Here is a 16,994-nt window from a genome sequence, read left to right on the forward strand (position 1 = left end):
CTGAGTGCGTTCCGGTCAGTTGGCGCCTGCGGAGGCGGACGCGGCGGCGGAGGGGGCGGAGGTGGGCGCGGCGCCGGTGGGAAGGCCCGAGGGCGGGGTACCGGTGGGCTGCGCGGGGGGAGTGCCGGTGGGCGCGATGCCGCCCTGGGGCCCGGCTCCGGGGACATTGGAGCCGGCGGCGCCACCGAAGGGCAGGAGCGCCGACGGGGTGAGCGAGGTGCCCCACCCCATGAACGCCATGCCGAGTACGGCCGCGTAGCCGATGCAAACGACACCGACGAGAAGGCCGATACGGCGCAGCAGACGTGCCCTGCGCCCGGAGTTGTCAACGAACACGGGCCCCGCTTCGGACCCGTTGCCGCGCTTACGGCGGCGGCCGCGCGACGCGCGGTTTTCGATGGCAGGCTCAGAATGCATTCCCCGATGTTAGGACTTCTTTATTCGGCGAAAACCCTCATTTCGCTGTGCGAGGCCCATGAGAAGCGTCTTAACCTGTATTTTCGCTGAGAGATTCAACCCCACCGGGCGCGGGCATTTTTGACCTGCTAACAGATTTTGTGTCCCGATTTGTACGTCCGATTGGTACCGATTGAAGGGCCTCCCCTGTGAATTCCACAAAACCTTCCCGCCTTCGTCGAGGCCGCCCGAATGTGAGAAGTTCTCACTCCGGAAGCACAGTTTGTTTCCGTTCTGCGACACAAATCACGAGAGCGGGTGCGTACGCGATGAGGAGTTTCCTGAAGCCGGTTGCCGGGCTCGTCTGCCTGGTGGCTCTGGCCTGTGCCGGGTGCTCCTCGGGCGGAAACGGGTCTTCGGATGCGGCTGCCGGCAAGGCGCCGGCGGCCGGCACATCGCCTGAGCAAACGCAGTCGCCGTCGGAGTCGGGGACATCGACCACCGGGTACGAGCCCTACGTCAGCGCCACAACCGCATCGGACACGGACACCTCCGGCTCACCGTCGACGTACAACCTCGCGTTCGTGATCGCGGACGGCAGCGATTGCACTCCCGTGTGGGGCGGGACGACGGACATCGACAACTCGGCCGTGGCGTCCCGGATTTCGGAGCTGACCTCTTCGGGCGGCGGCGACATACGGGTCTCCTTCGGCGGCGCGTCCGGCAAGGAGCTCGCCTCTACCTGCGACAGCGCGTCCGAACTCGCCGACGCCTACGCGAAGGCGCTCGACGCCGCCGGTGCGACACAGGCGGACTTCGACATCGAGGGCGACGAACTCACCGACTCCGACTCCGTCGCCCTGCGCTCCGAAGCCATCGCGCTGCTGCAGAAGAAGCGCGATCTGCAGGTCTCGTTCACACTGCCCGTGATGCCCTCGGGCCTCGACGACGAGGGCCTGGCGCTGCTGGAGTCCGCCAACGACCACGGCGTGAAGGTCTCCACGGTCAACATCATGACGATGAACTACGGCGAGTCGTACGGCGGCGACATGGGCGACTACGCCATCACGTCGGCCAAGGCGGCCCACGACCAGCTGGAGGACGTCTTCGGCCTCTCGGACGCGAACGCCTGGAAGGGGCTCGCCCTCACGTCGATGATCGGCGACAACGACATCGTCGGCGAGACCTTCACGCTCGCCGACGCCGCCCAACTCCGGTCGTTCGCCGAGGAGAAGAGCATCGCCTGGCTCTCCATGTGGGCCACGTTCCGCGACCAGCAGTGCGACGACGATGACTCGTCGTCGGACGACGCGGCGACCGACTGCAGTGGCGTGACGCAGGCCGCCGGGGCGTTCGCGGAGGCCTTGTCGGGCTGAGAACCGGGCTGAGAGCCGGGGCTGAGAATCCGGCCGAGAGTCGGGCCGAGAATCCGGCTGAGAGTCGGCCCGAGAGCGGGGGCTACCGGCGCCGGTGCACCAACCGGCCCGCACACACCGTGGCGACGCACACCCTGTCCGCGTCGAAGACCGCGAGGTCGGCGCGCCCGCCGCCGGTGATCGCGGTCTTCCGCGCACCCGGCAGCACAGCGACATCGCTCCGCGCGGCGGCAGCCCGCAGCTCGCCCGTGCCGGCGTACTGCTCCAGGACCGCGGTCGCGCCCGACTTCAGTACCGCGTGCACCCGTTCACGCGGCGACGGCGCGTCGGGCAGCGGCCCCTCGTGGACGAGCGCGGGACCGAGCACTCCGGGCCACTGCCGCACCCGGGCGTCCGGAAACCGCGCGCGCAGCTCCTCGAGCGGGCCGACAGCGGCGACCCGGTCGCCGCGCACGGCGACGGCACCGCCCTTGACGGGCTCCGAATCCCAGCTCGGGCGGAGCTCGTCGGCGGCGTGAATGGTCAGCACAGGGACCCTGTCGGAACTGAGGCTCGGACTAGTTGGAGGCGAGGAGCTTCAGCTCCGGATGCGCCGTGCCGCCCTCGATCGCGGTGGACGAGATGTGCGAGACGACGCGGTCGTCGGCGGGGTCGTTCGCCGGGTCGTCGTGCACGACGAGGTGCTCGTAGGTCGTGCTCCGCTGAGCGGGGACGCGCCCTGCCTTCCTGATCAGGTCGATGATCTCGAGCCGGTTGGACCGGTGCTTGGCGCCGGCCGACGAGACCACGTTCTCCTCCAGCATGATCGACCCCAGGTCGTCCGCACCGTAGTGCAGCGAGAGCTGTCCGATCTCCTTGCCGGTGGTCAGCCACGAGCCCTGGATGTGGGCGACGTTGTCGAGGAAGAGCCGCGCGATCGCGATCATCCGCAGGTACTCGAAGATCGTGGCCTGCGTGCGGCCCTTCAGGTGGTTGTTCTCGGGCTGGTAGGTGTACGGGATGAAGGCCCGGAAGCCGCCCGTCCGGTCCTGTACGTCGCGGATCATCCGCAGGTGCTCGATGCGCTCGGCGTTGGTCTCGCCCGTGCCCATGAGCATGGTGGAGGTGGACTCGACACCGAGGTTGTGCGCCGCCTCCATGATCTCCAGCCAGCGCTCGCCGGACTCCTTGAGCGGCGCGATGGCCTTGCGTGGACGCGCGGGGAGCAGTTCCGCACCGGCACCGGCGAAGGAGTCGAGCCCGGCCTCGTGGATACGGGTGATGGCCTCCTCGACCGACACCTTCGAGATCCGGGCCATGTGCTCGACCTCGCTCGCCCCCAGGCTGTGGATGACGAGCTGCGGGAACTCCTTCTTGATGGCGGCGAAGTGCTTCTCGTAGTACTCGACGCCGAAGTCCGGGTGGTGGCCGCCCTGGAACATGATCTGCGTCCCGCCGAGCTCGACGGTCTCGGCGCAGCGCCGCAGGATGTCGTCGAGGTCGCGCGTCCAGCCCTTGGCGGTGTCCTTGGGCGCGGCGTAGAAGGCGCAGAACTTGCACGCCGTGACGCACACGTTCGTGTAGTTGATGTTGCGCTCGATGATGTACGTCGCGATGTGCTCGGTGCCCGCGTACCGGCGGCGGCGTACGGCGTCGGCGGCGGCGCCCAGTGCGTGCAGCGGCGCGTCGCGGTAGAGGACGAGCGCCTCTTCGGGAGTGATCCGTCCGCCCGAGGCAGCACGGTCGAGCACGGCTGTGACATCAGTTGAGGTGAGGTCGGCCTTCTCGGTCACCGGGCTCCCCTTCGTAGGGTTCGTAAGGCCTCTGGGGCTTTCGTGAGGCCCTCTGGGGCTCTGGACGGACCGATCCAGCGTACGCCAGCGCCTTCGGGCGGCTGACGTCAGGCCAGGTACGACCGCATGTCCGCCGAGGTCAGGCCCGGTACGAGCCGGGTACGCGCACCACTGGCCCGCCGCCCGGCCGCTTGCCCGGCTATTACTGCCTCCACCCCGCGCCGCGCCCCCGGAAGCCGCCGAATCCATGGGCCACAACCACCCCAAAGCCCCCTTCCGTACCATGGCCACTCCAACGACCGGGGGAGGACTCACCCATGGAAGCGCTGGCGCCGGACGACGCCCATGAGATAGCCGGTTACCCGCTGCGAGCCCGGCTGGGCGAGGGCGGCATGGGGATGGTGTATCTGTCGCACACCCGTGGCGGTCAGCCGGTGGCGCTGAAGGTGGTCCGGCGCGAGTACGCGCAGGACCCGGAGTTCCGGCGGCGCTTCACCCAGGAGGTCACGGCCGCGCGCCGGGTACAGGGCCCGTACACCGCGCCCGTGTTGGACAGCTTCACCGAGGGACCCGAGCCCTGGCTCGCCGTCAGCTACGTTCCGGGGCCGTCGCTTTCGTCCGCCGTGTACCAGCACGGGCCGCTCCCCCTGCGGACCGTGCTGCAGTTGACGGCGGGCATCGCGGAGGCCCTGGGGACCATCCACGCGGCAGGGGTCATCCACCGCGACCTCAAGCCCTCCAATGTGCTGCTCGCCTCCGACGGACCGCGCGTCATCGACTTCGGCATCGCCCGCGCCGCCGACACCACCGCCCTGACCGGCACGGACGTACGGCTCGGCACACCCGGCTACATGGCGCCGGAGCAGGCCATGGGCGGCGAGGTCACCCCAGCCCTGGACGTCTTCGCGCTCGGCCTCGTCGCCCACTTCGCCGCGACCCGCAGCCATCCGTACGGAGAGGGCTCCTCGCACGCGCTGCTGTACCGGATCGTCTCCGCCGACCCGGACCTCACCACGTGCCCAGCCGAGCTGCACGGCATCATCGCCGCCTGCCTCGCCAAGAACCCCGCCGACCGGCCCACTCCCGCCCAGATCATCGAGGCTTGTCATGCGCTCGCCGGGGCGGAGGGACTGGTACGCCACGAGGGCTGGTGGCTGCCGCCGGCCGTGGCGCAGCAGATAGCCCAGCAGGAACAGACGTTGCGCCTGCACCTCTCCAGTGCCGCCCCCGCGACGCCGGTGGCGGCCCCCACGCCTCAGCCGCCCCAAGCCGCGTACCAGAACCAGATGCCGGGGACCCCTCAGGCGTCTCCGATTCCGACGCAGCCCGCCCACTCCCCGGCGACCGCCTTCGCGGCCGCCGCCCCGACACAGCCCGCGCACTCTCCGGAGGGCTCCTTCGCGGCCGCACCCACCGCGCCGACGTATCAGCCGCTGTCCGGGCACTCGTCCGCACAGCCCTCGTATCAGCCGCCGTACCAGTCCCCGAACCAGCCGCCGCTTGCGCCCGCATCGGCTCCGACTGTTGCGTCGGCTCAGTCCGCTCCGGCAGCCGGCCGCCGTCGCACAGGGCTGATCGCGGCGATCGCGGTCGTGGGCGTGCTGGCCGTCGGCGGCGGCTCGGTCGCCGCATACCAGCTGATGGCGGACAACGCCGGGAACACCACGGCCTCCGGGAAATCCGGTTCGGATTCCAAGGCAGCGGACGACACGAGCGGCAATGCCGCCGACGCGGACGCCAGTCCGTCGGCGGACGAGGACGCGCCGAAGACGGAGCCCGGGTGGCAGGTCAGCGCCCAGAACAAGGTCCTGGTGCTGCGCGCCCCCAAGTACTACCCGAACGCCAAGGACGTCGGCTCGGGCACGCTGTGCGACCCCTCCGACGTCACGACGCTCGACATCAACAAGCTCACGGTCGAACTCAACGACGGTTACGTCCCGAGTTCCGGCCAGTGGCTCACCTACACGGACTGCCCCGACCCCATCGCCTACAACGGCATCCGCCTCGCCGACGAGAGCGGCGCCATCGGCATCACCACCGAACGCCGCCCCACGCCCAGCGAATGCCGCGCCACCGCGCGCGAGGCGAGCGTCCCCAACCCGATCCCGCTGAGCAAGATCAGGAACGACTCGCTGCTCAAGACCGGCACCGGTCTGTGCATCGAGTCCAGCGACGGACCCGTCATCCACCTGCGGATCACCAAGGTGAACAAGGACCAGAACGACAACCTCCGGACATACGTCTTCGAGGCCACCCAGTGGAAGCCCGAATGACGTGACCGGCTGGGCCTACGCCTGCAGCAGCTCCACCCGTACGTCCGCCGGGAAGCCCGTCGTCGGTCCGACCCGGCGGGCGAACTCCGAGACGCCCTTCAGCTGGGCGTCGCCGAGGCGGAAGTCGAGCGTCGTGAAGTAGCGCTCCAGCACGCTCTCGTCGAAGGCCTCCCAGCGGGCCGCCTGCTCCGCGACCTTGGTGACCTCCTCCAGCGAGAGGTCGCGGGAGGCGAGGAACGCCTCGTGGACCTTGCTCACGATGACGGGCTCGCGCTCCAGGTAGTCGCGCCGGGCCGCCCATACGGCGAAGACGAACGGCAGGCCCGTCCACTCCTTCCACATGGCGCCCAGATCGTGCACCTTCAGGCCCAGGCGCGGGGCGTCGTGCAGATTGGCGCGCAGCGCGGCATCCCCGATGAGCACGGCGGCCTCCGCCTCCTGCATCATCACGCCGAGGTCGGGCGGGCACGTGTAGTAGTCCGGCTGCACGCCGTAGCGCTCGGCCAGCAGCAGCTGGGCGAGGCGCACGGACGTACGCGAGGTCGAGCCGAGGGCGACGCGGGCGCCGTCGAGCTGCTCGAGCGGCACCTGCGTGACGATCACGCAGGACATGACAGGACCGTCGCAGCCGACCGCGATATCGGGGAAGGCGACGAGCCGGTCGGCGTTCCTGAGGAATTCCACGAGGGTGATGGGCCCGATGTCGAGTTCGCCCTGCACCAGTCGCTCGCTGAGCTTTTCAGGGGTGTCCTTGGTGAGCTCGAAGTCGAGGAGCGTTCCGGTCCGCGCAAGCCCCCAGTACAGGGGCAGGCAGTTCAGGAACTGGATGTGGCCGACACGCGGCCGGGAGCGACGAGGGCCGGTGCTGAAGCCCGGCCCGGTGGGTGAGTCCTGTGAGTCCGCGGGTGAGTTGTCCACATCGCGAGATTAGACCCATGGAGTACGGTGCAGGACGCGGGGTCCCCCATCTGGCACTTTTAGGGAGCAGCGTCAACCTTATTTGCATCACTCAAACATATGGGTGACGTGATCTTGCCCACTATTGCTTTCGGTGGCCTGCGTGCTACGCTCGCCGCAAGTTGCAGTTTGGTTTCCCTTGCAGTACAGAGCCTGCGGAGCATGTGACCGCGGGCTCTCGTCGTATTCAGACTTTTGCATTGTTTAACAAGGCAGGTTCTGGAGCAGGGCAACCCTTTGGCCCAAGGAGGGCTTATGGCTACCGGAACCGTTAAGTGGTTCAACGCCGAAAAGGGCTTTGGATTCATCGCCCAGGAAGGCGGGGGCCCCGACGTCTTCGTCCACTACTCCGCGATCAACGCGTCCGGGTTCCGTTCCCTCGAGGAGAACCAGGCCGTGAGCTTCGACGTCACGCAGGGTCCGAAGGGCCCGCAGGCGGAGAACGTCACCCCGATGTAGTCGGGGTCCCGAGGACACTCGGGATCTGATCCGGAACCGGATAGCAGTACCCAAGGAGCCCAGCGCCGACCCGGCGCAGGGCTCCTGCCTTTTTCTCGCTTCTCCCTGCCGTTCACGCCTTCTCGACCAGCGGCGCGACGCGCTTCGCCGGCGGGCCGTGCGCGTTCACCTCCGCGTGGCCCCCGTATCCGCGCCGCCACCCATACGTACGCGCCCCCACCCATGCGTACGCCGCCGGTCGTGGGGAATGTCAGGCGAGCGCCGCACGTGCCGCGACCGCGTCGTCCGGGTCCCAGCCGTCGCCGGGGACGGACGCGAGCAGCAGACGGGTGTACGGATCCGCCGGATCGGTGAGGACACAGCGGGTCGGGCCCTGTTCGACGACCCGGCCGCGGCGCATGACCAGTACCTCGTCGGTGATGTGCTGGACCACGGCCAGGTCGTGACTGACGAAGACCAGGGCGACTCCGGTGTCCCGGCGGATGTCGTCGAGCAGCTCCAGGATCTGCGCCTGGACCGAGACGTCCAGGGCGGCGACCGCCTCGTCCAGAACGAGCACCCGGGGCTCGACGGCCAGGGCGCGGGCAATCGCCAGCCGCTGCCGTTGGCCACCCGACAGCTGCCGGGGCCTCGCCCCCGCCTCCCGTCCGCCGAGCCCCACCCGCTCAAGGAGTTCGCCGGCCAGTGCCTCGTCGCGGCCGTGCAGCCGCAGTGCGGTCCGCAGGCACTGGCCGGCCGTGAGCCTGGGGTCGAGCGAGACGTACGGATCCTGGAAGACCATCTGGATCTCCCGCGCACGGGCCAGTCGTGCGGCCCGACTGCGCGGTGTCCGCGCGGCCCTTGGGCGGCCGCCGACGGTGACGGTCCCCGAATCCGGCCGCACCAGGCCGACCAGCATCCGCGCCACGGTCGTCTTGCCCGATCCGGACTCCCCGACGATGCCGACGGATCCGCCGGGTGCCACCCGGAACGACACGTCCTCCGCGGCCGTGAGCCGGCCGCCGCCGGGCAGGGGGTAGGTCTTGGCCAGGCCGTCCACGACGAGCAGCTCGTCCGCCATGTCGTCCTTGGCCGGCGGTCCGGCCGCCACACCGTTCGTCATCCGGTGCTCCTTTCCGCGGTGGCGGGCACCGCTGCGGGTATACGGCGGCACGCGGCCGTACCGCCGTCCGCCAGGGCCACCGGTGCCGGGGGCCAGGTCTCGCAGGCGGGCTCCGCGTCCGGGCAGCGTGACGCGAACGGGCAGCCCGTGAAGGCGTCCCCAAGGGACGGCGGACGTCCGGGGATGGGCTTCAGCCGGCGTGGGGCCGCGCCCAGGGTGGGCGAGCAGGACAGCAGACCGCGGGTGTAGGGGTGGGCGGGGTCCGAGAACAGGGCGCGGGCGGTGCGTTCCTCGACGACGCGGCCCGCGTACATCACGTACACACGGTCGCAGTAGGCGGCCGCCAGGTGCAGATCGTGGGTGATGAAGAGAAGACCGGCGCTGTGCTCCGCTCGCAGGGTGCGCAGCAGGACCAGGATCTCGGCCTGCGTGGTGACGTCGAGGGCGCTGGTCGCCTCGTCGGCGAGCAGCAGCCGTGGTCGCGCGGCCAGGGCGCCCGCGATGACGACGCGTTGGAGCATGCCGCCGGACAGTTCGTGCGGGCGCTGGCGCATCCGGCGCTCCGGATCGGACAGTCCGACCGCTTCGAGGAGGCCGACGGCCTGGCTCCGGTCGGCGCCGCGCTCGAGGAGGAAGTCGCCGATGCGGCGTACGGGGTTGAGGGCGGCGCGCGGGTCCTGGTGGACCATGGCGACGGTGCGGGCGCGGTGCCTGCGGAGGTCCTCGCCGGTGAGGGAGAGGACGTCGGCGCCCTCGACACGTACCGTGCCGGATGCCGCGGCTCCGCTCGGCAGCAGGCCCAGCGCGGCCTTCGCCGTCGTCGACTTGCCGGATCCGGACTCGCCGACGAGGCCGACGACCTCGCCCTCCCCGATGCGGAGGCCGACGTCGTCCAGGAGCGGCCGGGCGGCGCCCGGCACCTCCACGGTCAGCTGGTCGATGGTGAGCAGCATCAGCCCTCCCTCCCGAGCCGGTCGGCCGCCCAGACGCCGACCACGTTGAAGGACACGACCACCGCGGCGATGGCGGTGCCGGGGACGAGGGCGGGCAGCATGGCGCCCTGGACGACGGCGGCCTGCCCTTCCTGCACCATCAAGCCCCAGTCGGAGCTGGGGGGTTGGGCACCGAAGCCCAGGTAGGACAGGGTCGCGAGCGACATCAGCGCCTCGCCGAACAGCACCACGAGATAGCCGACGACGGCACGGCCCAGATTGGGCACGAGGTGCAGGGCGCAGATGCGGACGCCGCCCATGCCCTGGACCCGGTAGGCGTCGACGTACGGCTTGCGGGTCTCGGACAGGGCGAGCGAGCGGGTGTACTTGGCGACGGTCGGCGTGTACGCGAGGCCCAGGGCCAGCACGGACGTGGTCATGCCGGTGCCGAAGACGGCAATGATCAGGACGGTGAACAGCAGCCCGGGGAAGGCGTACATGACGTCCGTCAGCCGGGAGACGAAAGCGTCCACCCAGCCGCCGCGCCAGGCGGCGAGCACGCCGAGGGTGACACCGAGCAGTGCGGCCACCGCGAGCAGCAGCAGCGGCGCGACCAGGCTGGAGCGGGCCCCGTACAGGACGCGCGAGAGCAGGTCCTGGCCGGAGGAGTCGGTGCCCAGCAGATGGTCGGCGCTGGTGCCGGCGAGCGAGGCGGACAGGTCGATCGCGTCGGGGGCGTACGGCGCGAGGACGGGTGCCAGCGCCGCGGCGAGGACCACCAGGGCCAGGAATCCGGCGGCGATCGATACGCCGACGGGGCGGCGGGTCCGTATGCGGACCGGGGTGAGGGTGAGTGCGGTCATGCGGTGCGGGCCTCCCTCACGCGCGGGTCGAGGAGCGGGTGCACCAGGTCGACCAGGGTGGTGACCGCGATATAGCCGGTGACCATGAGCAGCAGGACGGCCTGGGCGACGGGGAAGTCATGGGTGTTGATCGCGCCGACGAGCAGGGAGCCGATCCCGCTGATGCCGAAGGCGGTCTCCACGACGACGGTGCCTGCGAGCATTCCGGCCATGACCAGGCCGCACATGGTGATGATCGGGCCGAGCGCGTTGCGCAGGACGTGCCGGCGGACGATCTCGCGCTCCGGGACACCGGAGGCACGTGCCGCCTCGACATGGTCGGAGGCGGCGGCGTCCGCCATGGCCTGCCGGGTAACCCGGCTGATGATGGCGAGGGCGCCGAGCGCCAGCGACAGCGCGGGCAGCGTGAGGTGGTGCAGCGTCCCGGCGAAGCCCTCGCCGGTGCCCGTCACCGGGAACCAGCCGAGCTGCACACCGAAGAGCGAGACGAGCGCGATCGCCGCGACGAAGGACGGTACGGACGCGGCGAGCGTCGTACCGCCGACCACCGCCGAGTCCACCCAGCTGGACTGCCTGACCGCGGCGAGGATGCCCGCGCCGACGCCGAACACCACGAACAGCAGCGTCGCGTAGGCGACGAGCTGCAGCGTCGTCGGCATGCGCGCCCCGACCAGGTCGGCCACCTGGTCTCCGTACTTGAAGGAGCGGCCGAGGTCCAAGTGCAGGCAGTCCCACAGCCACCGGCCGTACTGGACGACCAGCGGTTCGTCGAGGTGGTACTGCGCGCGGACGGCCGCGAGCCGGTCGGGCGTGAGCTTGTCGCGGCCGCCGGCCAGGAACACGGCGGGGTCGCCGGGCGCCGCGTACACGGCCGCGAAGATGACGAACGAGGCAGCGAACAGCGTGGCCAGGAATCCGGCCACGCGTCGCGCTATCCGGGCGGGCATGGTGCGTCAGCCCTTCTTGGCGCCCAGTGCGGCCGCCCATGGGTAGTAGAGGTACGCCTGCGAGGCGGGCGGGCCGGTCAGCTCGCTGTTGAGCACGAGCACGGACGGCACCTGCGCCACGGGGATCCACACTGCGGCGTCCGAGAACCGCTGCTCCACGTCGATCACGAGCTTCGCCCGCTCGGCGTCGTCGAGGGTGCCGAGGGCCTGGTGGACCTTCTCGTCGTACGTCGAGTCCTTGAATCCCACCCAGTTGTTGGACGAGTCGGACAGGCCGTTGTCGTAGAAGCCGATCGGGTCCGCCTTGGAGATGTACCAGTCACCCGCGAGCACATCGATGTCGGCGCGGGCCGCCGGGTCGCTGTAGAACTCCTCGAACTGCGCGGTCGGCACGGTCTTGATCTCGCCCTTGAGGCCGATGCGCTGGAGCGCGGCTCGTACGGCGTTGGCGATGACGGTGCGGCCCTGGCTGCTGTCGGTGCCGATGACGATGGGCTCGGTGGGCGCACCGGCATCCTTCACCAACTGCTTTGCCTCGGCGATGTCGTCGGCGTCGGGCGATGCGGGCGCCGCCTTGTCCAGCTCCTTCTGCGCGGCCTCGAACTCCGCCTTCTCGTAGCCCCAGGCGCCGGATCCCACCGGGCTCGCCCAGGGCTCCACGAGCCCGCCGTAGCCGGACTTGGCGATACCGGCCCGGTCGATGGCGAGCGACAGCGCCTGCCGGATCTTCGGGTCCTTGAGGCCGCCGCGGTCGGTGGGGATGAGGACGAGTGAGGCGGTCGAGGGGCCGTAGTACTGGCTGAGGCCCTTGGTGCCGCGCAGGGCGGAAGCGGTGTTGGGCGATTCGGCGTACGTGCCGTCGGCGGCCCCGGTCTTCAGGGCGTTGACCAGCGCGCTGTCGGCGGCCCAGCGGAAGACGACCTCCTGGGTGAGCGGCTTGGTGCCCCAGTACCCGTCGTACGCCCGGATGGTGATCGAGTCGCCGGACTTCCAGCTGCCCAGCTCGTACGGGCCGGAGCAGGCGTCGCCCTGGCCGGGTGTGCCGAAGTCCTTGCCGGCCTTCGTCACCTGCTCCTTGTTCCAGACGATGCCAGCGTCGCCCGCGAGCGCCTTGGTGAACAGGGCGTCGGGTGCCTTGAAGCGGATGGTGATCTCGTCGCCGCCGGTCTTCTTCATCGAGGCGACGTTGGTGAACTCGTCGCTCTGCTCCATGTCCGGGTCGGCGTGCCGCTTCAGGCTCCACAGCACGTCGTCTGCGGTGAGCTCGGAGCCGTCGTGGAAGGTGACGCCGTCGCGGACGGTCAGGACGAGGGTCTTGTCGTCGGGGGTCGCGGCCTTCTCGGCGAGGAAGGGCTTGACCGTCATGTCGGGCTGCAGCTGGTAGAGCCGTTCGCAGACGTTGGTGAGGACGACGCGTCCGGCGCTGGTGCCCTGCGAGTCGAGGTCGAGGGAGTCCGGTTCGTCCTCCAGCAGCCAGTTCACCTTGGTGACCTGGCCCTTGGCGGTGGGCGTGGTGGGGGTCAGCGCGAGCTTCGCGGCATCGGCGGGCTTGCCGGTGGTGGCCGCCGTGTCGGCGCCGCTGCAGCCCGCCGTGGTGAGCACGGTCGCGGCGACCAGGCCGGCGGCCGCCGCCATCCGCTTGTTCGTCGTCGTCATCGGATGAACTCCTGTGTCAGCTGGGACAGTCGGTGGGGACGTCGGCGCCCGGGCCGTCGTAGAGGTTCCAGGGCAGGTGCTGGTAGTCGCGGTCGCAGGGGGTGCCCGCGGTCACGTGGTAGTCGCCGCTGGTCAGGTCCACGCAGGAGGAGACGAGCGTGGCCCAGTGCTCCAGTGCGGGCTTGCGGGTGTCGGGGTGGGTGCAGAGCGACTCGGGCAGGCCGAGGTGGTCGGACATCGCCTGCTTGATCAGCTTGCGCGACTCGTCCGGGCCGGTGGAGGAGCGCAGGGCGCGCAGCCCCTGCTGGGCGCGGGGCACGCGTACGAGCGAGTCCGATGACAGCGGCCGGTAGTCGGCGGCTATCGCGGCGGGAATGCCCGCCTGGTAGTGGTTGCCGTGCACGAGCAGGCCGTCCTCCGGATACAGCCAGCCATGCCCGGCGGGGGTGGTCTCCAGGTCGACGGCGAACCCTTCGCGGCAGGTCAGCAGCGCGTTGGAGGCGATGTGCGCGCGCGTGCGGCACAGCACGTCGAGCGCGTCGGTGATGGTGTGCTGGTCCAGGACGCTGCGCCGTACGACGGTCTGCGGGAGGCCGACCGCGTCGCTGAAACGGCCGCCGAGGCCGTTGGCGTTGAGCGCGATACCCGCCGAGTTGGCGCCCTGACGGCCGATCTGCCCGGCCTCGACCTGCATGATCAGGGTGGGCGCCGGCGGCTGGACGATGCGCAGCATCACGACGGTGTCCGCGACACCGGCGCGCCAGTCCCAGTTCTGCCCGGCCCAGACGTGTCCGTCGCCGCTGGCCTCGCCGTACACGGCGAACGACGTGCAGCCCTCGGCCGGCTCCTCCTCGGCCACCGTCGCCGAGTCGGCCATGTCCGCGAACGAGCGGTCGTAGATCACCTCGCCTCGGGCGTTGAGAGCGAGGACGTCCAGGAGCCCCACCCCCGCCCCGTCGGCGATGCCCTGCATCTCCTCCAGCAGATGCGGCGCATACGAGCGCACCGGCTCCTGCCAGCGGGCGGCCCGGGCGGTGACCTGGTCCCAGGTCAGGCCCGCGGACCGGCCGAAGGCCTCCTCGTAGTAGGCGAGCGCGGCGCCCAGCTGGCGGCGTACGGCCTCGCCGTACTGGCGGCCGCGGTCGGCGGGAGTGCCGGAGATCTCGATGAGGGGCAGGGTGCGGGATGCCATTCTTCTCCTCGCGACGGAGGCTCCCGTGTCACCGACGTCCTGTAACGTCGGTTACGAGAAGCGCTCCTTCTGGAATGCGTTGCCCAGGAGAGTAACGACCATCACACGAAAGTCAATCGCTGTAATGGAAATTTCAGACGAGGAGGTGGGCGTGGCCCGCCTCCGCACGGCCGTACGCGACCAGTGGGAGACGCTGTCCACGTCCGAGCGCGCGGTCGCCCAATATCTGGCGAGCGCCCCTGTCGAGCACCTTCTCTTCGCCAGCGCCCAGGAGTTGGGCACGGCGAGCGGCACCAGCAACGCCACGGTCGTCCGCGCACTGCAGCGCCTCGGGTACGCCGGCCTGCCCGCCCTGAAGCGCGAGCTGGCCTCCGACTTCACATCGGCCGTGGCACCCGAGGTACGGCTGAAGCAGCGCATCGCGCACGTCGGCCGGGATCTCGGCAGCATCTGGGACGACGTGTTCGACGAAGCGCAGGAACGCATCGAGCACGCCCGGCGCCTCACCGAGCAGGACACCCTGCGCACCGCGGTGACGGCACTCGCCGAAGCCGGTGAGATCCACTGCTACGGGATCGCCGCCTCCGAACCGGCCGCCCGCCATCTGGCGCTGGCCCTGGGCCGCATCGGCCGCCGGGCACGCTTCGTGGGCGCGACGGGATTCGCACTCGCCGACCATCTCCTCGCCCTGCGCCAGGGCGACGCAGCTGTGATCTTCCAGCCCGGCCGCGCCCTGACCGAACTGACGGTGCTGATCGAGCGGGCGCGGGCGGTCGGCGCCCGCATCGTGCTGGTCACCGACGAGCTCGGAGAGCGGTTCGGCACGCGTGTGGACGCGGTCCTCACGGCGCCGCACACCCCGACCGGCATCACCGCGGAGGCGCTCACGGCCCTGGTCGTGGCGGACGCGCTGCTCCTGGCGCTCACGACCCTGGACGAGACGCGAGCCGTGGACACGTCGCACCAACTCAACGCTCTGCGCGAGCAGTTGCTGTCACCCAAGGCGGGCCGCAAGAGCTGATGGGCCGCGGGGACTGAGCAGCCGCACGGACCGCCGACGCCCACAGCATCCCCATGCTGCTGTGGGCGGTGTGGCGTAGGCCTGGGATCACTCGGCCAGCCGGTCTGTCGTCAGGAGCGCGGCTTGGCGTACAGCTCCTCGATCTCCTGGCCGAAGTCCCGTGCGATCGCCTCCCGGCGCAGCTTCAGCGACGGCGTCAGATGGCCCGCCTCCTCCGTGAAGTCGATCGGGAGGACGGTGAAGCGGCGGATGGACTCGGCGCGGGAGACCAGCTTGTTGGCCTCGTCGACGGCGCGCTGGAGGGTCTCGAGCAGTTCGGGGTCGTCGACCAGCTCGGTGACCGGCAGGTGCTCCTTCCCCTTCATCCGGCACCAGTGGGCGATGCCGTCCGGTTCGAGGGTGATCAGCGCGGTGATGTATGGGCGATCGTCGCCGACGACCATGCACTGGCCGACGAGCGGATGGGCGCGGAGCCAGTCCTCCAGCGGGGCCGGGGCGACGTTCTTGCCGCCGGTGGTGATGAGGATGTCCTTCTTGCGGCCGGTGATGCTGAGGTAGCCGTCGGCGTCGAGCCGGCCGATGTCACCGGTCGGGAACCAGCCGTCCGTGCTCGCGGGTGTCACTCCGCCGGCCTGCGGGTCCCAATAGCCGCGGAAGAGCTGTCCGCCGCGGAGCATGACCTCGCCGTCCCCCGCGATGCGCACCTTCGTACCGGGCAGGGGCCAGCCCACCGTGCCGAGGCGGGGTTTCAGCGGCGGGGTGACCGTCGCTGCGGCGGTGGTCTCGGTCAGACCGTAGCCCTCGAAGATCTCGATTCCGGCGCCCGCGTAGAAGGCCGCGAGCCGTCGGCCGAGCGGGGAGCCGCCGCAGATCGCGTACCGGACCTTGCCGCCGAGCGCCGCCCGGATACGGCGGTACACGAGCGGGTCGTACAGCGCCCGCGCCGCCCGCAGGGCGCGGCCGGGGCCCGGCCCGGTGCCGTGCTGCTGGGCCTCGACCGCCTCGCCGTACCGCCGCGCTATGGACGCCGCGCGGTCGAACGACGCGGCGCGGCCCATCCGTTCGGCGGTGGCGCGGCCCGTGTTGAAGACCTTCTCCAGGACGTACGGGATCGCGAGCAGGAACGTCGGGCGGAAACCGGCGAGGTCCGCGAGCAGGTCCTCGGTCTGGATGCTCGGCGCGTGGCCGAGGCGTACGCGTGCCCGCAGGCAGCCGACGGCGACCATGCGGCCGAAGACGTGCGACAGCGGGAGGAAGAGCAGCGTGGACGCCGGTTCCTTGCTGATGGACTTGAAGACGGGGTGCAGCAGTTCGATGGCGTTGTCGACCTCGGCGAAGAAGTTGCCGTGGGTCAGGGCGCAGCCCTTGGGGCGGCCGGTGGTGCCGGAGGTGTAGATGAGGGTGGCGAGCGAGTCCGGGCCGAGCATGCCGCGCCGTACGGTGACCTCCTCGTCCGGCACCTCCCGGCCCAGCTCGGCCAGGCGTTCCACATGCCCCTTCTCGAAGGCCCAAACGTGCTGCAGATCCGGCAGCCGGTCGCGCTCCGGTCCGAGCGCCGCGGCCTGCGCCGCGCTCTCGACGGCTATCGCGACGGCTCCCGAGTCCTGCAGGATCCACCGGGTCTGGAAGGCGGACGACGTCGGATACACCGGCACGGTGACCAGTCCGGCGGCCCAGGCGGCGAAGTCGAGCAACGTCCATTCGTACGTCGTACGGGCCATGATGGCGAGCCGGTCGCCGGGCACCAGACCCTCAGCGATCAGCCCCTTGGCGACGGCGTGGACCTCGTCCGCGAAGGCCGCGGCGGTCACGTCGGTCCACCGGCCGTTCCGCCCCTTCCGGCTGAGGACGGCTTCGGCGGGAGCCTGCCGGGCGTTGTCGAAGGGGATGTCCGCCAGCGATCCGTGGGTGACGGGCGGCGCGAGCGGAGGGACGGACACCTCGCGCACCACGCCGCCCAGCTGCCTGATCTCGGGCGGGGTGAGCGGGGGCGGGCTGGTGGTCTCACGGCGTGACACAGAGCGGCTCCTTGTCCTTGCCTGGCAGTA

15 protein-coding genes are annotated in these 16,994 nt (G+C 70.5%); 4 read left to right on the plus strand and 11 right to left on the minus strand.

What is annotated here, in order from left to right; all coding sequences use genetic code 11:
• Window positions 1-15: 15 nt before the first annotated feature.
• Entirely contained in the window at window positions 16-417 is a 402-nt protein-coding gene (locus ABT009_RS15435; RefSeq protein ID WP_351293703.1) for a hypothetical protein, read from the minus strand.
• A gap of 308 nt (window positions 418-725) precedes the next feature.
• Here ABT009_RS15435 and ABT009_RS15440 point away from each other — a divergent pair, with 308 nt between their 5' ends.
• Window positions 726-1,772 carry a chitinase gene (locus ABT009_RS15440; protein ID WP_351293706.1) on the plus strand — a complete coding sequence of 349 codons (1,047 nt, stop codon included), beginning with the start codon at window positions 726-728 and terminating at the stop codon, window positions 1,770-1,772.
• A gap of 82 nt (window positions 1,773-1,854) precedes the next feature.
• On the opposite strand, the gene ABT009_RS15445 is transcribed toward ABT009_RS15440, so the two are convergent.
• The gene (locus ABT009_RS15445) at window positions 1,855-2,301 is read right to left on the minus strand and encodes an imidazolonepropionase-like domain-containing protein (RefSeq protein ID WP_351293709.1); all 447 of its coding nucleotides are present in this window, start codon (window positions 2,299-2,301) and stop codon (window positions 1,855-1,857) included.
• Between the two features lie 28 nt (window positions 2,302-2,329).
• On the minus strand, window positions 2,330-3,544 hold the full coding sequence (gene mqnC / locus ABT009_RS15450; RefSeq protein WP_351293712.1) for a cyclic dehypoxanthinyl futalosine synthase: 1,215 nt from the start codon (window positions 3,542-3,544) through the stop codon (window positions 2,330-2,332).
• A 317-nt stretch (window positions 3,545-3,861) separates the two neighbouring features.
• On the opposite strand from mqnC, the gene ABT009_RS15455 reads away from it, so the two are divergent.
• Window positions 3,862-5,817, plus strand: a complete 1,956-nt coding sequence (locus tag ABT009_RS15455) for a serine/threonine protein kinase (protein ID WP_351293715.1) — start codon at window positions 3,862-3,864, stop codon at window positions 5,815-5,817.
• Window positions 5,818-5,832: 15 nt separating this feature from the next.
• On the opposite strand, the gene ABT009_RS15460 is transcribed toward ABT009_RS15455, so the two are convergent.
• A complete protein-coding gene (locus tag ABT009_RS15460) occupies window positions 5,833-6,645 on the minus strand; it encodes a menaquinone biosynthetic enzyme MqnA/MqnD family protein (RefSeq protein ID WP_351293998.1) in 813 nt (270 codons plus the stop codon).
• Window positions 6,646-7,029: 384 nt separating this feature from the next.
• Between ABT009_RS15460 and ABT009_RS15465 the strand changes: the two genes are divergently transcribed.
• Window positions 7,030-7,233, plus strand: a complete 204-nt coding sequence (locus tag ABT009_RS15465; protein WP_067282429.1) for a cold-shock protein — start codon at window positions 7,030-7,032, stop codon at window positions 7,231-7,233.
• Between the two features lie 250 nt (window positions 7,234-7,483).
• Here ABT009_RS15465 and ABT009_RS15470 read toward each other — a convergent pair whose 3' ends face one another.
• The 6 genes from ABT009_RS15470 to ABT009_RS15495 are packed head-to-tail and all read right to left on the minus strand — an operon-like array spanning window position 7,484 to window position 13,925.
• Window positions 7,484-8,293, minus strand: a complete 810-nt coding sequence (locus ABT009_RS15470) for an ABC transporter ATP-binding protein (protein WP_502989884.1) — start codon at window positions 8,291-8,293, stop codon at window positions 7,484-7,486.
• Between the two features lie 38 nt (window positions 8,294-8,331).
• Window positions 8,332-9,288 (minus strand): ABC transporter ATP-binding protein, encoded by a 957-nt coding sequence (locus tag ABT009_RS15475; RefSeq protein ID WP_351293721.1) that lies wholly within the window; start codon window positions 9,286-9,288, stop codon window positions 8,332-8,334.
• Entirely contained in the window at window positions 9,288-10,130 is an 843-nt protein-coding gene (locus ABT009_RS15480) for an ABC transporter permease (protein ID WP_351293724.1), read from the minus strand. The genes ABT009_RS15475 and ABT009_RS15480 overlap by 1 nt, the downstream gene beginning before the upstream one ends.
• Window positions 10,127-11,077 (minus strand): ABC transporter permease, encoded by a 951-nt coding sequence (locus ABT009_RS15485; RefSeq protein ID WP_351293727.1) that lies wholly within the window; start codon window positions 11,075-11,077, stop codon window positions 10,127-10,129. The genes ABT009_RS15480 and ABT009_RS15485 overlap by 4 nt, the downstream gene beginning before the upstream one ends.
• Window positions 11,078-11,083: 6 nt before the next feature.
• Window positions 11,084-12,733: an ABC transporter substrate-binding protein gene (locus ABT009_RS15490; protein WP_351293730.1), complete on the minus strand. Its 1,650-nt coding sequence runs from the start codon at window positions 12,731-12,733 to the stop codon at window positions 11,084-11,086.
• 16 nt (window positions 12,734-12,749) lie between these two features.
• Entirely contained in the window at window positions 12,750-13,925 is a 1,176-nt protein-coding gene (locus ABT009_RS15495) for a C45 family autoproteolytic acyltransferase/hydrolase (protein WP_351293733.1), read from the minus strand.
• Window positions 13,926-14,049: 124 nt separating this feature from the next.
• On the opposite strand from ABT009_RS15495, the gene ABT009_RS15500 reads away from it, so the two are divergent.
• A complete protein-coding gene (locus tag ABT009_RS15500) occupies window positions 14,050-14,946 on the plus strand; it encodes a MurR/RpiR family transcriptional regulator (protein ID WP_351293735.1) in 897 nt (298 codons plus the stop codon).
• 110 nt (window positions 14,947-15,056) lie between these two features.
• Here ABT009_RS15500 and ABT009_RS15505 read toward each other — a convergent pair whose 3' ends face one another.
• Window positions 15,057-16,964, minus strand: a complete 1,908-nt coding sequence (locus tag ABT009_RS15505) for an AMP-dependent synthetase/ligase (protein WP_502989877.1) — start codon at window positions 16,962-16,964, stop codon at window positions 15,057-15,059.
• Between the last annotated feature and the right edge of the window lie 30 nt (window positions 16,965-16,994).

It is taken from the genome of Streptomyces sp. NPDC002896, assembly GCF_040295225.1.
Lineage (GTDB): Bacteria > Actinomycetota > Actinomycetes > Streptomycetales > Streptomycetaceae > Streptomyces.